The organism is Streptomyces sp. NPDC001902 (assembly GCF_042891295.1).
Taxonomy (GTDB): Bacteria; Actinomycetota; Actinomycetes; order Streptomycetales; family Streptomycetaceae; genus Actinacidiphila.
On record NZ_JBIATA010000006.1, the window covers coordinates 295,479 to 317,210 of the forward strand.

Sequence of the window (21,732 nt, forward strand, 5' to 3'; positions counted from 1 at the left end):
AGTGGCGCCACAGCGTGTGGTGGCATGACGTTCTCGGGGGGCACATGCGGTACACCAAGGTCTTCGACCCGCAGGCGCCCGGCGCCGTCGGGGAGACCGGCGCCGACGCATCCTCGGGGCGTCAGGACGACCAGGTGTACCTGTTCGACGAGGACACGGTGCTCGCCGTCAACGTCGCGCTGGTGACGCGCCGTCCGCTGCTCGTCCTCGGCCCGCCCGGCTCGGGCAAGTCCACTCTCGCCCCCAACGTGGCACGCGTCCTGCGCTACCGCTTCTACGCGGAGGTCGTCACCGCCCGCACGGAGGCACCCGACCTGCTCTGGCGCGAGGAGGCGTTCCGTCAGCTCAACGACGCCTCCCGGGGCAGGCTCGGCTCCCCCGGCGACCAGCCGTACCACCGGCCCGGCCCCTTGTGGAAGGCACTGGACCCCGCCCAGGACGACACGACGCCCGACGCTCTGCGCGACCGTCCCGCCGTGGTCCTCATCGACGAGATCGACAAGGCGGACCCCGACCTCCCCAACGCGCTCCTCGACCCGCTGGACAACCTGCGCTTCGAGGGCCCGGACCGCTCCCGGGTCACGGTGCGCCCCGAGATCGGGCCGCCGCTGGTCGTCATCACCAGCAACGAGGAACGCGAGTTGTCGGCCGCGTTCCGGCGGCGCTGCATCCCGCTGCGGCTGCAGGTCCCCGGGCGCGCCCACCTGCTGGAGGTCGCCCGGCTGCACATGGGATCGGACTTCGATCCGGAACTCGGCGCCGAGGTGGCCGACCTCTTCCTCGCCCAGGGCTCCGGTACGGGTCGTCTCGCGGCGGCGAGCACCGCGGAATACCTGGACACGCTGCGGGCGTGCCACGAGATGGGGCTGACCGCCGATTCCGAACTGTGGCGCAGCGTCGCGCGGTTCGCCATGGTCAAGGACACCTACGAGCCGACGGCCTTCGCGTGAGCCGCGGTCCGGTGCACGCCGGCGACGTCGTGCGCGCCGCCGCCGCGCTGGGCATCGCCGACCCCGCCGGCGTCCTCTCCCTGGTGCGCGCCATGGGTCTGCCCGGCCCCGGACCCCGGCCCCCGGAACCGGACGGCCCGGCGACGGAACCCCGGCAGGGCACCGAACCCTCGCCGCCGGCCCGTCCCGTCGGCCGGACGGTGCCCGGGGACGGCGGCGGCGTGCCGGAGCCGTCCCCGGGCACCGCCACCGGCGCCGACCCCGCGGGCCGGTCGGTCATCACCTTCGCTCCTCCGCGGACCCCGCCGGGACCCGGGCGACCGGCCGGTGAGCCGGCGGGTCCTGAGGAGCCGCTCTTCGCCGACCGCGGGGAGGTCAGCGAGCAGCCGCCGTCGCCGCCGTGGAATCCGCGCACCCAGCAGGCGATCATGCTCACGGTGGCGGCCACCGAGGCGCTCGGCAGGGAGCTGGACCACCGCAGGCTGATCGACCTGATGGTCCGGCGCCTGGGCGGCAGGCCGTCGTCCGGCCTTCGCCTCCCCTACCGGCCCCGCCCCACCACCCGGGCAGGGCTGCACGTGCTGCTGGACCGGAGCCCTTCCATGCGGCCGTTCCGCCACGACCACCAGTGGGTCGCCCGGCTGGCGCGGCAGGTCCTCGCCCCCGACCAGCTGCGGATACTCGACTTCCGGCTGCCCCAGGGCGCCAGCGCGGACGGCGGCCGCACCTGGGGTGCGGCGGTCCGCCCGGCACCCGGCACTCCGGTGCTGCTCGTGTCCGACCTCGGCCGGCTGCGCCCTCCGGTGGCGGTGCGCAACCAGGCGTCACCGGCCGACTGGCTCGCCTTCCTCGGCCGGCTGAAGCACGCCGGCCACCCGGTGACCTGCCTGACCCCGTTCAGTCCGGACGTCTACCCGCCCGCCGTCCGCCGGTTGGTGGCCCTCGTCCCGCTGGACCGCCGTACCTCGGTGTGGTCGGCGCGCTCCCAGATCAGACGGCTGCGCCGCCGGAGGCAGGCATGGTGACGGCGGCCGCCGGACGGACCTCCGCGGCCAGGCTGATCCGCGAGCAGCGCCAGGAGGAACCGGACGTGGTCCGGCTGGCCCAGTCGCTGAGCCTGGCGGCGCAGGCCGAACCGTACGTCGTGCGTGCCGCGCGCCTGCGGTTCGTGCCGCGCAGCAGCGCCGGGCTGGAGGCCCAGCTGTGGTTCTCGCCCCTGGTCGAGGCCGCAGGCGGCCTGACCATGGTGCTCGACCCCGCGGTGGCCGCGGTCCTGCGCCGGGACCTCGCCACGAACGACCGCGCCCTGCTGGCCTCCGTCCGCAGCTTCACCGAACGCGCCCACCACGACGCGCCGCTGGCGGTGCGCACCTTCGAGACCCTCCTGTGGGCCGGTACGGCGCAGGCGGTGCCGGCGGAGGGCGACATCCGGCGGGAGCTCGAACCCTTCCTCGCCCAGGTGCTCTCCGACGGCCCCGAGGCCCTGGAGGCCGGCCGGTGGGCGATCCGTCACCTGCCCCGGCTGCCCGACGCCGTACGGGACTCGGCACCCGCGAGGCGCTTGCGCATCGCCGCGGCCGAGCGCCTGGGCCTGGAGCTGACGCCCGCCGCGGCGGGCCTGCTCCCTGAGGAGGTGACGGCCGTCCGCCGGATGGTCCACCGCGACGTCGACGTCGGGATCCGGGCCGAGCCCGGCGGCATCGTGCTGACCAGACCTCCCGAACGCGACGCCCAGGTGTGCCAGGTGAGCGGGGCCGCCCGGGTCAGGCTGCGCCTGCGCGCCGCGCTCCCCGGAGCGGCCTGGCACGAACTGGACCTGCACGACCGCAGACGGGCCGCCGCGCCCCTGGACGTGGTGGCCGCGGCCCGGCTCGACGGCAGCCTGGACGGCGCCCGGGCCGAACTGGGGGACGTGGTGCGCTGCGTCTGGGCCGGGGAGCACGGAGCGCTCGCGGTCAGCGCGGCGGGCCGTACCGAGATCCGGGTCGACGCGGCCGGACGGGTGCTGGTCGCGGACCTCCCGGTGCCCCCCGACCTGCTCGCGGTCGCCGACGCGGGGCCGCCGAGGGCGGCCGCGGCCGGGGGCTCCGGGCTCCAGGTGGTCGGAGCGGCCCTCGACGCCTCGGGAGAGGTGACCGCCCATCCGTGGTCCCCGGCGCCGACGGCCCTGGGCTGGGCGGCGCCGGGCGGGCCGGGCAGCGGACCGGCGGTCCTCTGCGTGGCGGAGGGCCGGAAGGTGCACCTGCTGGACGACGGCGATCCGCGGCGCGTGGTGCTGACCCTCGATCACCCCGCCGACGTCACCCACCTGTGGACCTCGGTCTCGGCGGCCCTGATCGCGGTCGCGGACGCCGAGGGAAGGGTCGTGGCACGTCACGCCGCTCCGGGGAACGGCATGGTCTCCCGCCGGTTCGCCACCGGGGGGTCCCCGGTGACCGCGCTCGCGGGCGACCCGCTGACCGGGGACGTCGTCTGGGCCACCGAGGACGGCCGGGTGTGGCTGGCCCGGAGCCCGGAGGACGACGCGCGCGATCCGGTGCCGCTCGGCCGGCTGCCCCGGCCGGCCACCTCACTGGCCGTCTCCTCCTCCGACGCCACGGTGGTCGCCGCGGACGGGGGACGCCACCTGCTGCGACTGCGTCGTCCCGCGGCCGGCGACCCGGAGGACCCCGGCTCCGCGCCGCTCCCCGGCGCCCGGCTGCCGTTCCAGGTGCGCGAGGTGTTCGCGGCCGGCCGGGGCCGCCTGATGCTCACCGGAACCGGCGGGCCGGTCGAGATACGGTCCGAGGACGGCAGGGTGCACCTCGTCCTGCCCTACCCCGCCGCCACGTCCACGTCCACGTCCGCGTCGCAGGCGCCGGGGCCGGGGCCCTCCTGGCTGCGCGCATCGGTCGGCGTCGCGCTTCCCGGCCCCGGTCCGGAGGCGCCGCCCGAGGATGTGCTGCGAGCCGCCCGCCGCTGCGGCATCGGCCACGTCCGGCTCTCCGGGCCGCACCCGCATGACCCCCGTCGCACGGACCTCGTGGTCGAGCGGGCCGGGGAGGCCGGACTGCGCGTCGTCGCCGGCCTTCCCGCTCCCCCACCGGAAGCCGCGCCCGCCGACGTGCTGCTCGACGCGCAGCGTCTCCTCGACGCCCGCGTCGACGCACTGCTGCTGGAGGACCTGGCGGCCTGGCCCGACCACCTGCTGGACGACCTGCGGCACCTGACCGGCGCCTACACCGGTGCGGGCCTGATCGGCACCGCCGGCCCGGGGACCACCGGCGGGCCGGAGGAAGCGGCCCCGCGAAGCGCCGTCCATCTGACCGTGGGCCCTGCGCCGCTCCCGCGACCCGGGGCCTGGACGGTCCCGCCGGGCACGGCCTGGGTGCTCCCGGAGCGGCCGCCGGCCGATCCGGGGGTCCTGCTGGCCCTGCCCGGCTGCCACGAGGTCCCCGCCGGTCTGCTGACGGCCACGGGGCACCGGGCGGAGGCGCTGCGCGTCCTGCTCTCCGTCCGGGCACGGCAGCAGGCCCTGGTCCACGGTTCCGTCGACGCGGCGCTGCCCGAACCGGTGCCCGGGGTGACGGCGTTGTGGCGGCGCCACGGCAGCGAGGCCGTCCTGTGCCTGGGCAACGCCGGCGACGCGCCGGTCACGGTCACCGTACCGGCGCCGCCCGACGGGCCCGAGCTGGTCGGGATCGCGACGCTCGGCGCCGCCGCGGGGGAGCCGCGGCCGCTCACCGTACGCCCGTCGGCCGGCGGGTACGCGATCACCGTGGCCCCCGGTGCGACCCACTGGCTGAGCCTGTGGGAGAGCACCGACCCCGGATGGCGGCCGGGCGCATGAACGGGACGACGTCGCGCCCGCTGGTCTTCCTCAGCCGCAGCGAACCGCCCGGCTGCACCTGCACCTGCTGGCCGGCCAGGAGATCGGTGATCGGCCTGCTCGAGGCCGCCGGCTGCGAACCGATCGTGATCGACCGGCAGACCCTGGTGCCGGGCCAGGACTGGATGGAGGCCATATCCGACGGCATGGGCAACGCCCACGGCATGGTGCTGCTCGCGTCGCCGCACGCCGTCGAGTCACCGCACGTCCAGAACGAACTGGCCATGGCGGAACTGCGCAACCGGCACGACGGCTTCCCGATCATCCTCGTGCTGCTCCCCGAGGTCGACCGGGAGGGCCTGGAGGCCAGCAGGCTCGGTTCGCTCAGTCCCACCCGGCGGCAGAACATCGACTGGCCCGTCGACGGGGACCTCGCCGACGTCGTCAGGGACATCACTCCCCAACTGGAGCTGATGCGGGCCCAGGTCAACGAGGACCGGGTGCACCAGCGGGTCGTCCAGCACCTGCGCGAGGTCGACGGGCCCGTCCTGAGCCGTGCCGGGGACCGGCTCGGTGTCTCGCGGGAGATCCTGCTGCCCCTGATGCACCACCGCGTCGCCGAGGGGCTGCTCACGGAACGCCGCAGTGAGCCCCAGGACGATCCGCTGCGCGCGGCCCTCACCGAACTCCTGCCGCTCCAGGCGACCTCCGGTTCGCGTGAGGTGATCGAACTCAGCGTCACCCATGCCCGGGTCCCCGCATCGGACTCCCGGCGCATCAACGAGGTGCTCACGGCCCCGGCCGCCCCGCGGGCCGCGGTGCTGCCCGCACACTCCACCGAGACCGCCCGGCGCTTCGTCCACCGCGCCAGCGGACAGCCCGTGGCCTGGGACCACTTCGTCGTGCCCATCGACGTGGGTTCCGGCGTCGCGGAGAGCCTCATCGCCGGCGTCCGGGACCACCTGACCGAGGTCGACGTCCACGACCTGGAGACCCTGCTGCAGCACGAGCACGACTTCGGCCCGGTGGTGGTGATCGTGCCGCATCCCCCTGACCCCGACCTCGTGGCGCGGCTCGGCGAGGAGTTCCCGGCGGGCGTGCTCTTCCTCTTCGTGGTGGACGGCGACCTGCTCGGCACCGCGCCCGATCCACTGCCGCGGCTGCAGGGGCTGCCCCGCCCGCACGAGGAGGAGATGAACCGCACCATACGCACCTTCGTGCGCCGCTACGCGGGCCGCAACTGACGACGAGCCGCCCCCGGGATCCGGGAGCGGCTCGTCGTTGGCGGCGGTCCGGCCGCCGGGTCAGATCGGCGGCATCTCCAACTCGAAGTCGATGCGCCGCTGTTCCCTCATGGCGACGGTCGTGGGGTGGGTGTCCCCGAACCGGGCGGCGGACCGGCGCGTGATCTCCCGCACGCGGTCCTCCGCACCGGGGTCGCCGAGGCGCATCCGGTCGACCGCGAGGTTGTACTCACCGCAGAGCACGCGGGGGTGCCGGTCACCGAAGAGGGACAGGAACTCCCGGTGCGCACGCTCGTCCTCCGCCACCGCCTCGTCGTACCGCTCCAACTGGGCGAGGACCCCCGCCACGTCGGCCCGGCAGGCGACCGCCGCCGGATGCCCGCCGCTCACGCGCCGTTCGAGCGCGGCGAGCGTCGGACGTCCCAGGTCGAGGGCGGCCAGCGGTTCTCCGCCCAGCCTGCGGGCGATGATCAGGTTGGTCGCCGCGGCGAGCGTGAACGGGTGCTCGGCGCCCAGCGTCGTGTGGTAGTTCGCATGGTTCCGCTCGGCGATCTCCCGGCCCTCGTCGAAGGACGGGTCGCTCTGCGTGCCGGCCAGCGCGAGCAGGTCGCAACTGAGGTTCGCCGCGCAGGCCAGCGTCTCCGGGTGCCGCTCGCCGTACCGGCGCCGGTACTGGTCGTACGTCGTGCGGGACAGGGCCTCCGCCGCCCGGAACTCGCCGAGCCGGCGACGGGTCACGGAGAGCGAGGCGTCGGTGCGCATCACCTCGGGAGAGTGCTCCCCGGACAGGGCGACGTAGTGCTGCCTGGTCTCCAGCAGCAGTTCGAGCGAGCCCTGGTAGTCGCCCATCTCGCGGCGGTCCAGCGCGGCACCGAGCGCGTAGCGCGAGCAGGCGGGGCTCCTGACCCCCAGCACCTGACGGGCCGTCTGGTAGGCCTCCTCGGCGAGTGCCAGCGCCTCACGGGGGCGTCCGATGAGGTTCAGCGACACGCCGTAGTTGTTGATGGCGCGGAGCGTGTCCGGGTGGTCGTTCCCCACCGACCGGCGGTACCGGTCCAGGGTGTCCGCGTCGGACTCGCAGGCCTCCGCGTAGCGGCCAAGACCGTTCAGGTCGGCGCCGACGTTGCGGGCGGTGATGAGGGTGTGCGGGTGGGCGAGACCCAGCGCCGGGTGCTCACGCTGCCTGCGCAGGGTGTCCGAGTCCAGTTCGAAGGCCTCGGCGTAACGGCCCATCGAACGGAGCGGGTTGGCCAACTGCGCCGCCAGGCGCAGGGTGAGCGGGTCGTCGGCGCCACGGTTCGCGGTCCACGCGTCCAGGGCCCGGCGCCCCAGACCGATCGCCGCCAGGTGGTCCTTGACCAGCCACAGGTTGCGGACCTGGCTCACCACCCACTCGCCGACCTGCGGGTCGACGCTCTCGATGGCTCCGGACGGTTCGAGGTGCGGGCGGAGCTCCGCGAAACGCTGGAGCGACGCCGGGTGGTCCTCCCCCTGCGAGGGCGAGGGGAGCGCGCTGGCCAGCACGAGGTGGGCCTGGCTCCGGGTACGCGCCAGGGCGTCGGGGTCCACCGCCATCCACTCGCGGACGAGGGCCTGCAGGAGCCGGTGCACCTGCAGCGAGCGTCCCTCCAGGCGGGCGAGGGCGTACCTGCTCAGATCGCGGATGAGGTAGCCCATGATCATCGGGTCGCGGAGCGCGGAGTCGGACTGGGCCAGCTCGTTCCGCATGCCGTCGCTGTAGAGCAGCGAGTCCGCGATCGGCTCGGGTGAGAAGAACGAGCACAGTTCCAGCAGACGGACGGCCGCGGGCCGCTCCGCGCGCAGCCGCTCCACGGACAGCCGCCAGACGGCGGGCAGTTGGGTCTGCCGCTCGAACTCCCCCGCGGGGCCGGCGCTCAGCACCTCACCGACGCGGCTGCGCACCTGTTCCAGGTAGGTGTCCACCGGCATCCCGGTCTCCCGGAGCCACGCCGCGGCGAGTTCCACGGCCATGGGCAGGTCGCCGAGTTCCTCGGCGATCCGGTCCGCGTCCTGACGGGTCAGGTTCTCCACGCGGCGCCGGAGCAGCGCGACGCTCTCCGCCCGCCGGAAGACGCCCACTTCGACGGTGGCGGGGCCGCTGTCGGACTCACGTGCGGTGATGATGACGTGCCCCGGCCCGTTGGAGGGCAGGTAGTCCTCGAGCCGGCGGCCGCTCTGGCGGGTCTCCTCGTCGTTCGCCGCGTTGTCGTAGACCAGCAGCCACTTGCCCCGCCTGCCGCTCTCCAGCTCGGCCAGGGTCGCCATGGCCAGGTCCTCGGCGGTCTCGCCCTGGACGCCCAGCTGGACGCCCAGGTTCGCCAGGCTCTGCGGGATCAGGTCGGTCTGCTCCGCCGGGATCCAGTGCACCAGGTCGTACTGGGCACCGAAGCGGTGGACGTACTCCAGGGCGATCTGCGTCTTGCCCATGCCGCCGAGCCCGTAGAGGAAGAGCCGGTCCGCCGGCGTGTGCACGTCGTCCAGGGAGTCCTGGCCGAGGTCGTCCCAGAACTTGTCGAGCTCCTGGTCCCGGCCCGTGAACAGGTTGTACCGGGGCGGGGCCTTGAACGTCGAGGGGGCTTCGCCCGGGTACCGGGTGCGGCCCGCGACGGGCTCGTTGAGGGCCGGCACCCCGATGAGCGCGGTCACCCGCTCCAGCGCCGTCGCGGCCGTCATGCCGACCAGGGAGAACCCGGGGAGGCTCGCCAGCGCCGTCGGGGTCTGGAACTCGCGGGTCCGCAGGCCGAGGATCCGTGGACCGTCGCCGCGACGGTCGGCGGCCTCGACCAGGGTGACAAGTTCCTCGGCGACGTTGGTGTTCACGAAGTCCGGTGACAGCAGCGCCAGGACGGTGTCCGCGGCGGTCGCGGGGACGGGCGCCAGCGCGGTGGCGCTGCTGGGGCGCAGTGTCACCGCCACGCCCGCCGCCTTGAGCTGGTCGGCGATCCACTCGGCCCACAGCCGGTCGCGCAGGGCGTGGTCGATGCGGACCCGCGGGGTGGCCGCGCCGGCCACGGGCACCCGGTCGAACCGCTTGACCAGCGACGCCCGCTGTTCCTCCGCCATGTGCCCGATCGCGGTCACCTCGCCGCGCGTGATGACGGACGTGAGGCGTTCGTAGGCGGCGAGCAGTGTGCCCTGGTTGCGGATCGGGTCCTTCAGGGTCGCCAGGACCTCTTCGTAGGCGTAGTAGGGGCGGTAGGGGATCTCGATGTCACCCCAGTACCGGTCCGGGTCCGGGTGCGCGGATTCGTCGAGGAACTCCTGGAAGCGGCTGCGCGCGTGCTGCCGGGCGGTGTCCAGCCGGTCCTGCTCGGCGGGGTCGACGCGCATCGGCACCGGCAGGATCGTCACATGGGGGGCGAACCTGCGGACGTCGCGCGCGACGTTCGCGCCGCCGTCCACGGACTGGACGTTGAAGGTGAAGCAGTTCACGAGGACGTCGGGCAGCAGGAGCGTGGTGATGCCCGAGGTGTCGCTGAAGCCCGTACGGCTGTCGATCAGCGCGTAGTCGTAGCCCGCCTGCATGTCCTCGCGCAGGGCGTGCAGGAACGCCTTTCCGTTCCGGTTCTCGTAGAAGCCGCGCCAGTCGTAGGTGTTGACGTTCTCGGAGTACTCCGGGGTGCGGCGGCCCGAGGAGACGAACTCGATGAAGCCGCCGCCGGGGAAGGAGCACTCCAGCGAGTGCGCGTGACGGTCGACGCGTGCGTACGTCCGCAGGCCGTCCGTCAGGTGCGGGCTCATCCGCTCGAATTCGCGGACGAGGTCGATCACGCCCGGCGTGGAGCTCAGTTCGGGGTCCCGCAGGAAGGGGGCGAAGTAGCGGTGCAGACCCGGCGCCTCCAGGTCCCAGTCCATGACCAGGACCCGTTTGCCGTTCGTGGCCAGGATCCAGGCGACGTTCGCCATGGCCATGGTGCGGCCCGTACCGCCCTTGAACGAGTAGAACGTCACTACGGTGCCGGGCCCCTGGGCGCCGGGACCGCCCGAGTCGTGCGTCATGAGGAAGACCTTCCGAGCAGGGGGAACGAGTCGAGGCCACCTGTGGGCGTGGGCAGGCGCTGAGCGACCTGTGCGGACTTCATGGCGTCGTTCTGGGCGCGGACCAGGGCCTTGCGGAGCGCGGCGGTGAACTTCTCCTCGTCGGGCAGTCCCCAGCGCTCCAGTTCCGTGGCCTGGCCGCGCAGCGTGGGCAGCACCTCGTCGAGGGCGGCGTCCAGATCCTCGGCGTGCTGCCACGACTGGGTGTCGTCCTGGTTGCGCGGTTCCAGCACGGCCGTGCCCTCGGGCACGGCGGCGTCGAGCGAGGTCAGCAGGCGCTGCTGCCGCTCCGCCTTGGCCGCCCAGGCGTCGACCAGCAGGACGACCAGTTCCTCCGGCCGCGGTCCTGAGCCCACCTGTTCCACGGTGCTCTCCTCGAGCGCCAGGACGTCGGGGGCGAGGTCCAGTTCCGCCGCCGTGTCGCAGAGCAGGGAGGCCAGCTCACCGGGCCGCCCGGGTGCGTAAGGGGACCAGTCGACGGGCGTGGTGCCGTAGTACTCGCGGGCGGTCCGCTCGCCCGGCAGGTCGTCGGCGGCCGCTGCGGCCACGACGAAGCTCACCGTCTGGTGTCCCGGGTACGGCGGGAGCGGCGGTGCGCCCTGTCGCCTGCCGGTGGCGTCGAAACCGGCGGCGTCCGGGAGGTGCTGCCCGAGGGCGGCCGCCACCCGGTCCGCGAGGGCCGCCACCACCAGCCGGTAGTCCTCGGCGTACCGGGCCTTCAGCCGCAGGAGGTGGAGCAGTCCTTCACGGGCGTAGGCGGCCGAGTCGGCGGTCAGCGGCCCCTTCCGCCGGACGACGGGCGGCAGCGGCTCGGTGGCCGGCGCCCAGACCACCGGGATGATGGCGTCCGCGCTGCGCCCGGTCCGGGACCACAGCACCTCGGCCCGGTGTTCGAAGTAGGACCATTCGGTGGCGCAGTAGGACTGGCCGAAATACGCCGGTGTGTAGAGCGCCACCATGGTGGTCGCACCGCGCATGCGCTCCACCGTGGCCTCGGGTGACCGGGGTGTGCCGCACACCCCGACCGACTCGGGCGACTCACCGGTCCGGGCGGCGACCGCGTTGCGGAGGTCCCGGAATAAGGTCGCCGTCCACTCGTCGTCGACCCCGCGGATATGGCTCATGTAGAACCGGCTCATGGTGACTCCGTCGCGCGTGTCGGGACGCCCCGCAACGAGCGCGGCAGCGGGGACGACTCGATAGGGGCCAACGGCTCGCCGTAGGCATCACTATTCGAGCAATAGCGGATAAATACCACATCCGGGCACCGCAGACGGGCGCGCATCGGGACCGTCACCCCTTCCTGATCAGGCTTTCCGCACCGTCCGTCGGGGAGCCTGCTCGGCGTGCCCGTGCGCTGCGGGGACAAGGGGAACGCACCCGGCGGGCGGCCCGGCCGGCCGCGGGGGCGGCGGGGCGCGCGACCACCGGCGCGGTGCGCCGGAGGTTCATCCGGACGGGTACCCGCCATGGACCGTTCGGCCATCCCGGCGGACGGTGGAGGGGCGCTCATGACGCCCCTCCGATCAGAGCGCGGACGTCGGCGGTCACCCGGTCCCTGATGTGCTCGGTCAGCAGTTTGAGATCGGCGCAGTAGACGCTCGGATTGGCGAACCCGCTCGAGGGGCGGTAGCGGTGCGCCCGCAGCCCGCCCCCGCACAGCCGCACCACGTCGCAGGCCCGGCACTCCGGGGAGAGGGAGCTCAGCCCGCGGCCCTGCTCCCGCAGCAGCGGATGGTCGGCGGCGGTGTCGAAGTCGTCCGCGCCGATGTCCAGGCCCATGGCGGTGGCGCCTTCGTACGCCGCCTTGAGCGAGTCCGGCTGTTCGATCGACCCGTCGGTGTCGACGACCACGAACGGCGGGCGGTCGAGCCCGACGGCTTCGGCGGTCGCCTTGCCGCCGAGCACCAGATCCATGATCGTCTCGAACAGCCGGATCCGGGTCTCGCGCACCGGCGCCGCGTACCAGCGGTCGAAGACCGCGAGCAGCCACCGGCCGTAGGGGGCCGTCGCGGGGTCGTGGCCCGGTGGCGGGAACTCCCAGGTCGCGTGCGGGAGCAGCAGGTCGATGACCGGGGGCCGGTGGCTCAGCAGCGACTCGTAGACACCGAGGGGTTCATTGGCGAGGTCGACCGTACACAGCAGGCCGCCGTATAAGCCGGCGTTCTCCGCGCGCCGCAACAGCCCGATCCCCCTCTCGGCAGCAACGTGGCTGCTCTGCCCCCCACGTGTGCGCCGGTGGCGGTCGCTGGCGTCCCTGCCTCCGTCGAGGCTCACCCCCACGCGCACACCGTAGCGGCGGAACAGGTCCATCCAACCAGGGTTCAGCAGCGTCCCGTTGGTCTGTGCGGCAAATTCCACGGACGTGATTCCGTGCGCCGCCTCGCGCACCGATTGCAGCAGGTGCTCGACCCGTCGCCGTCCCGCCAGCAGGGGCTCACCGCCGTGCAGGACGACCCGGACGGACGGCAGCCGGTGACGCCCGGCGTGCTCTGCTATCCGTGTGGCCAGGCGCTCGGCGAGGGCACGCGAGAGCACGGCGGGCTTGCGCTGCCAGCTGCTGTCGCGGAGTTCGTAGACGTAGCAGTACGAGCAGGCGAGGTTGCACAGGCCGTGCACCTTCACCACGAACTCGTGGATGGGCCGCGTCCCCTCCATCACCGACCTCCCGCCGGGCCCTCACCCCCGTCCCGGGGTCACAACGAGGAATCGAATCCGGTGTGCGGGTCGGGAACGTGCTCCGACCGGTCCTCCGCGACGCGGAGCAGCGATTCCACCAGTGCGCACGGTGGGAGCGCGCGGAGGCGCTCCGGCTCGATGCGCAGGTGCATGACATCGCCGTGCGCGTCACGTGGTGCCGTTTCCATCGACCAATGCCCCCGGTACCCCTTGCCGCCCACGGTGGCTCGACCCTGCCGACGCGTGCGTGATCGGACGTGGCTGGAGCCCTCGGGTGTCACCGCCGGCTCCCCCGTGCTGACTGCTGAAGTGTCCCTCTCAGGGAAGCACAGCGCCACGGACCAGGCCAGACCGCCTCCCGGACAGCTTCACGCCCTCTCGCGCGGCATCGGACGCCACGCCCGGAACGGAGGACCGGTCCGCCGTACGATGCGAGCCGGTCCCGTTCTCCGGCCGATGTCACCGCGTGCCACCGCCGCCGCGGCTCCCACCGCACCGGCGTGCGGCCGGACCTGACGGTGCGTCACCATCGTGCGGAGCGGTACGTCCGGGCCGGCCCTCGCACCCGCACCCGCACCCGCACGGACCGGGGCGATCCGGTCACCGCGTCCGGACGATCTTCGTCGTTTGTTCATCTGCCCGACCGATTGCGCTGGTCCGGCGGCGAGATGATCGGCATTCCGACCGTAGCTCAACGGAGAGACGATGCTCCCCAAGAGAACCTACGCCGCGCTCACGACCGCGGCTGTCGCTGCCGGCACGCTGGTGGCCGCGAGCCCCGCGAGTGCCCACCACCCGCACGTGACGCCGGCCTTCCAGCGCACCGCCACCTACCCGGTCTTCCAGAACCGCCCGGCGGGCGAGGACCCGGCCACGGCGACCGTCGCCGAGATCTCGGCGGTCAGCGAGGACGGCCGCACCCTGGTCTACACCGACGCCCTCGCGCGCCGGATCGGCTTCCTCGACATCCGCGAGCCGGGCAGCCCGCGCGGCCTCGGCACCCTGTCGCTGGCCGGGCTCGGCGACGCCGAGGACGAGCCCACCTCCGTGGCCGTGGTCGGGCAGTACGTGCTGGTCGTGGTCAACACCAGCAGCGGCTACTCCACCCCCTCCGGACGTCTCGACGTCATATCCCTGCGCGACCGCAAGCGGGTCACCAGCATCGACCTGGGCGGCCAGCCGGACTCCATCACCATCACCAAGGACAAGCGGTACGCCGCGATCGCGATCGAGAACGAGCGCGACGAGGAGGCGACCCCGCCCGGCGGCGAGGAGGGCGACCTGCCCCAGGCCCCGGCCGGCTTCGTGCAGATCGTCGACCTCAAGGGCAGCTCGCCGCAGCACTGGCGCACCCGGGCCGTACCGCTGACCCGGCCCGACGGCGGCGCGCTGCCCGTGCTGACCGCCGCCGGGATCGTGGAGCCCACCGACCCGGAGCCGGAGTACGTCGCCGTCAACGGCCGCAACCAGCTGGTCGTGACGCTGCAGGAGAACAACGGGCTCGTCCTGGTGGACCTGCCGACGGGCCGCATCACCAAGGCCTTCAGCGCCGGCACGGCCACCGTGCACGGCATCGACACCGTCAAGGACGGTGTCATCGACCAGACCGGCTCGATCACCGACGTGCGGCGCGAGCCCGACGCCGTCAACTGGATCGACGACCGCTACTTCGCCACCGCCAACGAGGGCGACTGGAAGGGCGGCACGCGCGGCTGGACCGTCTTCGACAGCCGCACCGGCAAGGTCGTGTGGGACGCGGGCAACAGCTTCGAGCGCCTCGCCGTCCGCTACGGCCTGCACAACGAGGACCGCGCGGGCAAGAAGGGCACCGAGCCGGAGGGCGTGGTCGTCGCCACCTTCCACGGCGTGCGGTACGCCTTCGTCGGCTCCGAGCGCAGCAACTTCGTCGCCGTCTACGACGTCAGCCGGCCGACCGCCCCGGTCTTCCGCCAGATGCTGGCCACCACCAACGGCCCCGAGGGGCTGCTGCCGATCCCGTCGCGCGACCTGCTCGCGGTCTCCAGCGAGGAGGACGACGCCTCGGTCAACGTGCGGGCCTCGGTGAGCCTGTTCCAGCTGGGCAAGGGCACCCCGTCCTTCCCCGGCATCGTCTCGGCCTCGGACTCCACCGGCGCGCCGATCGGCTGGGGCGCGCTCGGCGCGCTGTCCGCCGTCCCCGGCCGGCCGCACGAGCTGTACACGGTCACCGACGCGGCGTACTCCGTCACCAAGATCATGACCATCGACACCTCGCGGAAGCCTGCGGTCATCACCCGGGCCCTGACCGTCAAGGACGCCGACGGCAAGCCCGTCCGCTACGACGCCGAGGGCATCCACGCCCGTCCCCAGGGCGGCTTCTGGCTCGCCGTCGAGGGTGCGACCGGCGACGGCAACAAGCTGGTCCGGCTCGACCGCGACGGCGTGACCCGCCAGGTCGTCACGCTCCCGGCGGACGTCGCCGCGGGCCTGGCGAAGCAGGGCTTCGAGGGCGTCACCGCCACCACCGACCGGGGCGGCCGCGAGGTCGTGTGGGCCACACTACAGCGCGAGGTCAAGGGCGACCCTGCCGGGGTCGTCCGGATCGGCCGCTACGACGTCCAGTCGGGCACCTGGAGCTGGTTCGGCTACCGGATCGGCACCACGGACACCCCGGGCGACTGGATCGGCCTGTCCGAGATCACGGCGGTCGGCGACAAGCTCGCCCTGATCGAGCGGGACAAGCTGAACGGCCCGGCCGCGAAGCTCAAGCGGGTGTACACAGTCGACATGCCGAAGTCCGCCCCGTCGGGCCCGCTCCAGGTGCTGCCCAAGAAGCTCGCCCACGACGTGCTGCCCGACCTCCGGGCGACGAACGGGTGGACCCAGGAGAAGCTCGAGGGGCTCACCGTGGGCGGTGACGGCCACCTCTACGCCGTGACCGACAACGACGCCCTGGCCGACGCCACCGGCGAGACGGTCTTCCTGGACCTCGGTTCCGGCAAGAAGGTCTTCGGGCAGCGCTGATCCTCCGCGACGCCCTCCCCCGTACGGCCGCCGGTCCGCCGGCGGCCGTACGCGTCGGGCCCGTACGTGTCGGGCCCGTGCGAGCCCGGCCGGTCACGCCTCCGGACGGCGCGCGAGGAAGACGAACTCCCGGCCGGGCCGGTCCGGGGCGTCCCGCACCTCGTCGAGGTCGTACCCCTGCGTGGTGAGCGCCGCCTCGACCTCCTCCCGCTCCCGGAACCGGAGGGTGGAGGTCGAGGTCAGCACCTCCCGGCCGGCGGCCAGGACGTAGGTCCAACGGAACGTCACCAGCGGCCCGCTGACGTCGAGCAGGTCGACCCAGTGCTCGACCGGTCCTGTGCCCGGCACGTCCACCACCCGGTGCGAGGCCTCGCGGTTCCAGCCCTCCCATGCGCGCTTCGCCGGGTCCCGGGTCTCGAACACCAGGCGGCCGCCCGGCCGCAGCGCCTCGTACGCCCCCCGCAGGGTGTCCCGCCACACCGCGGGGTCGTCGATCGCCTGGGCGACGTTGGCCGTCATCGTCGCCAGGTCCACGCGCAGCGGCGGTAGCGCCGTCGCGTCACCGCGGATCCACCGGACCCGCCCGCCCCCCGGCTTGGCCCGGGCCACGTCGAGGGCCGCCCCGGCCGGGTCGACGGCGACGACCTCGATGCCGAGGCCGGCCAGGCGCAGGGCGAACACCCCCGTTCCGCAGCCGATGTCCAGGACCCGGCGCGCGTCGTACTCCCGCACCAACGCGGTGTACGCGTCGAGGTCGCCGCGACCGGGTTCGTCGAGGGCGTCGTACAGCGCGGCGAGCCGCGGGTCGCGGAATTCCTCGTCAGCCATGGGGGCGACGCTACCCGCGATGGGACCCACGTCACATCCGTGCCCGCGTCACGTTTCCACCGGCCCGTCCGTCATGGCTGCGTATCCGTCACCACGCAAGAGGAGCCCATCATGGAAGCCCGCGTGAACCTGTTCGGCAACGACCTCGCGCTCAGGTTCTTCAAGCACCTCAACTCGGCGGGCAAGGTGCCCGCAGAGTCGGGGCTGCCGGCCGCGACGCAGGAGCTGGTGAAGATCCGCGCCAGTCAGATCAACGGCTGTGCCTTCTGCGCCGACATGCACACCAAGGAGGCCGCCGCGGCCGGTGAGACCTCGGTGCGCCTGAACCTCGTCGCGACCTGGCGCGAGGCCACGGTCTTCTCCGAGGCCGAGCGCGCCGCCCTCGAACTCACCGAGCAGGGCACGCGCATCGCGGACGCCGCCGGGGGCGTCACGGACGAGGTCTGGGCGAACGCCGCCAAGCACTACGACGAGGACCAGCTCGTCGCCCTGATCGGCCTCATCGCCGTCATCAACGCCTACAACCGCGTCAACGTCATCAACCGCCAGCCCGCGGGCGACTACCGGCCCGGCCAGTTCGGCTGAGGGCTGGCGCCCCGGCCCGTGCCCACGGGCCGGGGCGCCGCTGCACCCTCCGGGCGATCCCAAGTGCCGCTGCCACGGGCCGCGGACGCCGGGTTGTAGCGTGATGCGGCATGAGGACCAGTTCGCCGCTCTCCGCGGTCCCCCGGCTGGCAGGCGCGATCGTCGTCGGCGCGGTGACCGGCGTGGTCGTCGGTGTCCTGACGGACGCGTCGCTGGGCGTCCTCGCCGGGATCGCGGCGACGGAGACGGTCTTCGTCGTGACGGGCTGGCTCGTGCTGTGGCCGATGGACGCGACCGCCACCCACCGCAACGCCCGGCGGGAGGACTTCCGGCCCGTCGTCGAGGAGCTGGTCGTCGTCGCCGCGGCCCTGTGCGGGCTGCTGGCCATCGTCGTCCTGCTCCTGCGCGGTGGCACCGACAAGGATCACGCCGCGGCGGCGACCGCGCTGGGCGGGGTGTTCATGGCCTGGGCGGCGCTCCACCTGATGTACGCCGCGCGCTACGGGTACCTCTACTACGCGGCCGCGGCGGGCGGGATCGACTTCAACTCCCCGCACCCGCCGACGTACCGGGACTTCTTCTACTTCAGCTACAACCTGGGCATGACCTACCAGGTCTCCGACACGGACGTCTCGAGCCCGGCGATCCGTGCGACGGTGCTGCGGCACTCGCTGCTGTCGTACGTCTTCGGCACCAGCATCCTGGCCACGACCATCAACCTGGTCGCCGGGATGGTCACGGGCTGAGAGCGGACCGGGCGTGCAGCTTATATCCCGAGCCGAAAATTCCTGTCAAGTCCCGAATTGCAGCGACATGACGCCGGAGGCCGTACCCGGCTTACTGGAGACATCGGGTTCCACCCCAAGGGGCGGCCCACCGGACCACCACCGGAACCCCCTCCACACCCGCTCACGAAGGACGACGACCATGACCCCCACCCTCCGCACGAAGCGCCTCGTCACCCTCACCGCCGTGGCCACCCTGGCCGCGGGAGGGGCGCTGCTCCCCACCACCGCGTTCGCCGCCACCGCGCCGGCCGAGGCGCACGCGGCCACCGCGAAGGAGTCCGGCCGGGGTGGCGGTCACGGCGGAGGCCGGGGCCACGACGACGAGGGCTGGGGTCGCGGCGGCTGGAACCAGGGCGGCAACCGCCCGAACGCCAATGGCAACGGCAGCATCATCATCGTCGTCGGTGACAACAACTCCACCAACATCAACAACGGCACCGTCAACAACGGCGTGATCTTCGACTGAGCGTCGCGTCCGTCCCGCCGACCCGAAACCACCAGCACCTCCGGCCACCGGGGGTGCTGTTCCCGTCCCCGTGCACGGACAGGCGCCGGCCGGGCCCACGGGTCACTCCTCGGCGCAGAGCTCGTCGCCCGGCGAGGTGCGCACCCGGGCCAGGAGACCGCGGAGCGCCGTGACCTCCTCCGGGGACAAGTCCCCGAAGAGCCCCCGCTCGACCTCTTCCACCGCCGCCTGGGCCTCGGCCAGCACGCCCCGCCCCCGGTCCGTGATGGCGACGATGTGCCGACGGCGGTCGGACGGGTCGCGACGGCGCTCGACGAGCTCCGCGGACTCGAGGTCGTTGAGGATCGCGACCATGATGCTGGGATCCACCTCGAGCGCCGCGACGAGACCCTGCTGCCCCATGGATCCGCACCCGCCGAGCAGCATCAGCGTGGCTCCGGCCCGCGGCGCCAGGCCGCAGGAGGCGAAGGCCCGCTGGACGCGGCCGTTCGCGACGGCGCCGTGCCGGGCCAGCAGGAAACCGAGCTGCTCCAGCGGGTCGCCGCCGGCAGCACCCTCAACCGCGATCTCGTTCACTGCCATGCCTGCATGATAGCGCGCCACCAACCATCGTGATCGATGGGTAATCCATGACCTTCAACGATTTCGCGACCACGACCCCACCACGACCCCCACGGACGAGGTCGCTCCCAGCGGTCGTTCGCGTCCCGTTATTCCACTTCTCCCGATTCCTTGCGCGAGGCGATGGTCACATCCCATAAATGATTGACCCTCCTCAATCATCTGTTAGGTTCCATTCACCAGCGATCCACAGCGACGCCGGCCCCGCGGAACCAGCACCTGCGAACCAGGCGCCCCGCCCCGGCGGCACCACGGAATCGCCCCCGCACGACGGGGACCGGCCCACCCGGCCGGACCGTCGTCCGACGCCCCGCACACCGGGGCACAGCTAGGAGACACCAGTCATGAACAAGTGGACGCGCATCATCGCCACCTCCACCGCCTCGGTGGCACTCGCCGGCACCGCCCTGCTCGGAGCCACGGGCTCCGCCTCCGCCGCCCCCCGGCCCGCCGGGGACCAGCACGCCGTGAGCGTCAGCAGCACGGCGTGGGACAGGTACACCGACCGCACCGGGAACGACGACCGGCGCTGGAACGACGAGATCACCCGCCACCACTACGACTACGGCCACCACCAGGTGCAGTACTGGTACGGGTATGACGGCAAGCTCTACCGGTACGACGGCCACCGCCTGGCCCGCTGGTCCCACGGTCACTGGGTGACCGTCTGGCAGTCCCACGGCCACGGGCCCGTCCGCTGAGGCGCGACCGGATCCGGCGCACCCCGCCGGGCCGCGCACGCCCCGCCGACAGGCAGGAAGCCACGCCGGTGCCGAGCCGCCCCGTCCTCGCACGGCCCGGCACCGGCACCGGCCCCCGCCCCTCCCCCACCCGTGCCGCCAGCGGCACACCGAAATTCCCGGAGACCACCATGCCCATCCCGACGACGAAGTCCGGCGGCCTGCTCAACAACGCCTTCGTGGCGGTACGGCGCCTGCAGACCCCGGCCACCACCTCCGGTACCGGACGGCACCGCGGCCGGCCCGCCGGTGAGCGCATCACCTCCATCGGCGTCCGGGGCATGGGCGCCCACCGCCGCCCGCTGGACGCCCCCGGCTCCGGCGACACGGCCGCCCAGGTCTGAACACAGCCCGCGCCACCCCGCCCAAGACCTCACCGACCCGTGCCTGCACCTGCGCCGGATCGACACCAGAGGGAACAACCCACTCCGCTGCGCCGGAGATGAGTTGGCCGCGCGTCCGCCGCGCACACCGCGCGCCCCGGCACCCCTCCATGGAAAACCGCCCAGGCTCCCCGTCCTGACTCCTCCGGACCGGGGAGCCTTCGGCGTGCCGCCGCACTCGCGGTTCGACTCCCCTTCCACCGAAGGCACTTCACCGCCCCACGACCAGGTACTTACCAAAAGTTAGCGACTAATCCCCTCTTTGGCCCGCGGGGCCAGGGTGCATCACGGTGGAGCCGTGGGACCCGCACCTCGCACCCCCCGGCGACGCGGGCCACCGGGCTCCCCGGCGCCATGACGCCGGGGAGCCGCCCCACGGGGACACGCACACGTCTGACGCACCTGGAACTCACATGGCAACCCTGCTGCACCTCGACTCCTCCCTCCACCCGGGCTCCGACTCCCGCTCCCGCACCGTCGCGCTGACCTTCCGCGACGCATGGCAGGAGCAGCACCCGGACGGCACCGTGGTCTACCGCGACCTCGCCGCGGACCCGCTCCCCCACCTCGACGTGCACGGCTTCTCCGCCGCCTTCGTCGACGCCCCGTCGCACACCCCCGAACAGGCGGCGGCCTTCGCGGGCCGTCTGGCCCTGATCGAGGAACTGGAGAAGGCCGACGCCGTGCTCCTCGGCGCCCCGATGTACAACTTCACGATCCCGTCGACGCTCAAGAGCTGGATCGACCACGTGCTCATGGTCGGACGCACGACCGGTGACACCTCCAGCGTGAAGGGCGTGCCGGTGACCGTCATCGCCAGCCGCGGCGGCTCCTACGCTCCGGGCACCCCGCGGGAGTCCTCCGAGTACGTGCAGAACTACCTGCGGTCCATCCTCGGCGAGTACATGGGCCTGGACCTGGACTTCATCGTCCCCGAACTGACCGCTGCGGCCTCGAACCCCGCCATGGCCGAGCTCGTCCCGCTGGCCGAGGCCTCGTGGACCCGGGCACTGGAGGACGCGACCACCAAGGGCAAGGAAGTCGCGCAGCGCGTCGCAGCCGCCTGACCCCGGGCCGTGTCCTGCCCGCACCGGGCGGGACACGGCTCCCCCCCCTGCCTGGTACCGGGAGGCATAGGAACAGCGTTCCGTGGCCGGCGCGGCCGCGGTGACGCAACCTTGGCCGTGTCCGGCACACTTCGCACGGCCGCGCTCCGCGGTCACCCCCGCCCCGTTCGGAAGACGCCCATGAGCAACCAGACGACCTCCCGTCGCCACGCCGCCGTTTCCCACGGCCCCGCCGGCCCCGCCGGCCCCGACGCCGCCTCCGGCCCGCTGGAGTCCGGCATCGACGGTCTGGCGCACCTGGTCGACGACCTCGCGCACGCGATGGCCACGACACCGGAGGCCCTCCTCGCCGGCATGCCGGACGACGTACTGAACGCCCTCTTCCTCCTGCACGTCCAGGAGGCCCCGGGCCACACCCCGCGCCCCGGCGCCCCCGGGGAGCCCGAGCGGAACCGGACCACCACGGAGTAAGGCCTGCCTCGCCTGCCAGCTTTGCTCCATAAATGTACAT

Annotated in this window: 17 protein-coding genes; 12 read left to right on the forward strand and 5 right to left on the reverse strand. The window is 73.2% G+C overall.

The features are described from left to right. Positions 1-44: 44 nt before the first annotated feature. Genes ACFYYN_RS13850 through ACFYYN_RS13865 form a run of 4 tightly spaced genes read left to right on the forward strand, consistent with a single transcriptional unit; the run spans position 45 to position 6,002 of the window. Entirely contained in the window at positions 45-950 is a 906-nt protein-coding gene (locus ACFYYN_RS13850) for an AAA family ATPase (protein ID WP_500545928.1), read from the forward strand. Next, positions 947-1,975 carry a hypothetical protein gene (locus ACFYYN_RS13855; RefSeq protein WP_500545929.1) on the forward strand — a complete coding sequence of 343 codons (1,029 nt, stop codon included), beginning with the start codon at positions 947-949 and terminating at the stop codon, positions 1,973-1,975. Before ACFYYN_RS13850 ends, ACFYYN_RS13855 begins: the two co-directional genes overlap by 4 nt. Further along, positions 1,969-4,779, forward strand: coding sequence for a hypothetical protein (locus ACFYYN_RS13860; protein ID WP_500545930.1), 2,811 nt, complete (start codon positions 1,969-1,971; stop codon positions 4,777-4,779). Before ACFYYN_RS13855 ends, ACFYYN_RS13860 begins: the two co-directional genes overlap by 7 nt. After that, entirely contained in the window at positions 4,776-6,002 is a 1,227-nt protein-coding gene (locus ACFYYN_RS13865) for a toll/interleukin-1 receptor domain-containing protein (protein ID WP_500323444.1), read from the forward strand. The genes ACFYYN_RS13860 and ACFYYN_RS13865 overlap by 4 nt, the downstream gene beginning before the upstream one ends. Positions 6,003-6,062: 60 nt before the next feature. On the opposite strand, the gene fxsT is transcribed toward ACFYYN_RS13865, so the two are convergent. From fxsT to ACFYYN_RS13880, 3 genes are all read right to left on the reverse strand, one after another. Next, positions 6,063-10,022 (reverse strand): FxSxx-COOH system tetratricopeptide repeat protein, encoded by a 3,960-nt coding sequence (gene fxsT, locus ACFYYN_RS13870; RefSeq protein WP_500545931.1) that lies wholly within the window; start codon positions 10,020-10,022, stop codon positions 6,063-6,065. Continuing rightward, a complete protein-coding gene (fsxC, locus tag ACFYYN_RS13875) occupies positions 10,019-11,200 on the reverse strand; it encodes an FxsC protein (protein ID WP_500545932.1) in 1,182 nt (393 codons plus the stop codon). Before fsxC ends, fxsT begins: the two co-directional genes overlap by 4 nt. 370 nt (positions 11,201-11,570) lie before the next feature. Beyond that, entirely contained in the window at positions 11,571-12,719 is a 1,149-nt protein-coding gene (locus ACFYYN_RS13880; RefSeq protein WP_500545933.1) for an FxsB family cyclophane-forming radical SAM/SPASM peptide maturase, read from the reverse strand. 726 nt (positions 12,720-13,445) lie between these two features. Here ACFYYN_RS13880 and ACFYYN_RS13885 point away from each other — a divergent pair. Continuing rightward, the gene (locus tag ACFYYN_RS13885) at positions 13,446-15,743 is read left to right on the forward strand and encodes an esterase-like activity of phytase family protein (protein WP_500545934.1); all 2,298 of its coding nucleotides are present in this window, start codon (positions 13,446-13,448) and stop codon (positions 15,741-15,743) included. A 93-nt stretch (positions 15,744-15,836) separates the two neighbouring features. On the opposite strand, the gene ACFYYN_RS13890 is transcribed toward ACFYYN_RS13885, so the two are convergent. After that, positions 15,837-16,571, reverse strand: coding sequence for a class I SAM-dependent methyltransferase (locus ACFYYN_RS13890; RefSeq protein ID WP_500545935.1), 735 nt, complete (start codon positions 16,569-16,571; stop codon positions 15,837-15,839). Between the two features lie 111 nt (positions 16,572-16,682). Here ACFYYN_RS13890 and ACFYYN_RS13895 point away from each other — a divergent pair, with 111 nt between their 5' ends. The 3 genes from ACFYYN_RS13895 to ACFYYN_RS13905 all read left to right on the forward strand — a co-directional run bounded on the left by ACFYYN_RS13895 (position 16,683) and on the right by ACFYYN_RS13905 (position 18,410). Next, positions 16,683-17,156: a carboxymuconolactone decarboxylase family protein gene (locus tag ACFYYN_RS13895; protein WP_500545936.1), complete on the forward strand. Its 474-nt coding sequence runs from the start codon at positions 16,683-16,685 to the stop codon at positions 17,154-17,156. A gap of 110 nt (positions 17,157-17,266) precedes the next feature. Continuing rightward, the gene (locus ACFYYN_RS13900; protein ID WP_500545937.1) at positions 17,267-17,902 is read left to right on the forward strand and encodes a DUF1345 domain-containing protein; all 636 of its coding nucleotides are present in this window, start codon (positions 17,267-17,269) and stop codon (positions 17,900-17,902) included. 181 nt (positions 17,903-18,083) lie between these two features. Continuing rightward, the gene (locus ACFYYN_RS13905) at positions 18,084-18,410 is read left to right on the forward strand and encodes a hypothetical protein (protein ID WP_500545938.1); all 327 of its coding nucleotides are present in this window, start codon (positions 18,084-18,086) and stop codon (positions 18,408-18,410) included. Between the two features lie 102 nt (positions 18,411-18,512). On the opposite strand, the gene ACFYYN_RS13910 is transcribed toward ACFYYN_RS13905, so the two are convergent. Then, positions 18,513-18,992 carry a MarR family winged helix-turn-helix transcriptional regulator gene (locus tag ACFYYN_RS13910; RefSeq protein ID WP_500545939.1) on the reverse strand — a complete coding sequence of 160 codons (480 nt, stop codon included), beginning with the start codon at positions 18,990-18,992 and terminating at the stop codon, positions 18,513-18,515. Between the two features lie 383 nt (positions 18,993-19,375). Between ACFYYN_RS13910 and ACFYYN_RS13915 the strand changes: the two genes are divergently transcribed. From ACFYYN_RS13915 to ACFYYN_RS13930, 4 genes are all read left to right on the forward strand, one after another. Further along, positions 19,376-19,732 carry a hypothetical protein gene (locus ACFYYN_RS13915; RefSeq protein WP_500545940.1) on the forward strand — a complete coding sequence of 119 codons (357 nt, stop codon included), beginning with the start codon at positions 19,376-19,378 and terminating at the stop codon, positions 19,730-19,732. Between the two features lie 170 nt (positions 19,733-19,902). Beyond that, positions 19,903-20,115 carry a hypothetical protein gene (locus ACFYYN_RS13920; RefSeq protein WP_500545941.1) on the forward strand — a complete coding sequence of 71 codons (213 nt, stop codon included), beginning with the start codon at positions 19,903-19,905 and terminating at the stop codon, positions 20,113-20,115. Between the two features lie 452 nt (positions 20,116-20,567). Next, positions 20,568-21,221 carry an FMN-dependent NADH-azoreductase gene (locus tag ACFYYN_RS13925; RefSeq protein WP_500323429.1) on the forward strand — a complete coding sequence of 218 codons (654 nt, stop codon included), beginning with the start codon at positions 20,568-20,570 and terminating at the stop codon, positions 21,219-21,221. A 180-nt stretch (positions 21,222-21,401) separates the two neighbouring features. After that, positions 21,402-21,692: a hypothetical protein gene (locus ACFYYN_RS13930; protein ID WP_500545942.1), complete on the forward strand. Its 291-nt coding sequence runs from the start codon at positions 21,402-21,404 to the stop codon at positions 21,690-21,692. Positions 21,693-21,732: the final 40 nt, after the last annotated feature.

Excerpts from the sequence above, each read along its gene's own strand:
- ACFYYN_RS13885 (WP_500545934.1), top strand. The coding sequence starts at position 13,446 with ATGCTCCCCAAGAGAACCTACGCCGCGCTCACGACCGCGGCTGTCGCT.
- ACFYYN_RS13890 (WP_500545935.1), bottom strand. The coding sequence starts at position 16,571 with ATGGCTGACGAGGAATTCCGCGACCCGCGGCTCGCCGCGCTGTACGAC.
- ACFYYN_RS13925 (WP_500323429.1), top strand. The coding sequence starts at position 20,568 with ATGGCAACCCTGCTGCACCTCGACTCCTCCCTCCACCCGGGCTCCGAC.
- ACFYYN_RS13900 (WP_500545937.1), top strand. The coding sequence starts at position 17,267 with ATGAGGACCAGTTCGCCGCTCTCCGCGGTCCCCCGGCTGGCAGGCGCG.
- ACFYYN_RS13905 (WP_500545938.1), top strand. The coding sequence starts at position 18,084 with ATGACCCCCACCCTCCGCACGAAGCGCCTCGTCACCCTCACCGCCGTG.
- fsxC (WP_500545932.1), bottom strand. The coding sequence starts at position 11,200 with ATGAGCCGGTTCTACATGAGCCATATCCGCGGGGTCGACGACGAGTGG.
- ACFYYN_RS13860 (WP_500545930.1), top strand. The coding sequence starts at position 1,969 with ATGGTGACGGCGGCCGCCGGACGGACCTCCGCGGCCAGGCTGATCCGC.
- ACFYYN_RS13880 (WP_500545933.1), bottom strand. The coding sequence starts at position 12,719 with ATGGAGGGGACGCGGCCCATCCACGAGTTCGTGGTGAAGGTGCACGGC.
- fxsT (WP_500545931.1), bottom strand. The coding sequence starts at position 10,022 with ATGACGCACGACTCGGGCGGTCCCGGCGCCCAGGGGCCCGGCACCGTA.
- ACFYYN_RS13910 (WP_500545939.1), bottom strand. The coding sequence starts at position 18,992 with ATGGCAGTGAACGAGATCGCGGTTGAGGGTGCTGCCGGCGGCGACCCG.
- ACFYYN_RS13920 (WP_500545941.1), top strand. The coding sequence starts at position 19,903 with ATGCCCATCCCGACGACGAAGTCCGGCGGCCTGCTCAACAACGCCTTC.
- ACFYYN_RS13865 (WP_500323444.1), top strand. The coding sequence starts at position 4,776 with ATGAACGGGACGACGTCGCGCCCGCTGGTCTTCCTCAGCCGCAGCGAA.
- ACFYYN_RS13850 (WP_500545928.1), top strand. The coding sequence starts at position 45 with ATGCGGTACACCAAGGTCTTCGACCCGCAGGCGCCCGGCGCCGTCGGG.
- ACFYYN_RS13930 (WP_500545942.1), top strand. The coding sequence starts at position 21,402 with ATGAGCAACCAGACGACCTCCCGTCGCCACGCCGCCGTTTCCCACGGC.
- ACFYYN_RS13915 (WP_500545940.1), top strand. The coding sequence starts at position 19,376 with ATGAACAAGTGGACGCGCATCATCGCCACCTCCACCGCCTCGGTGGCA.
- ACFYYN_RS13895 (WP_500545936.1), top strand. The coding sequence starts at position 16,683 with ATGGAAGCCCGCGTGAACCTGTTCGGCAACGACCTCGCGCTCAGGTTC.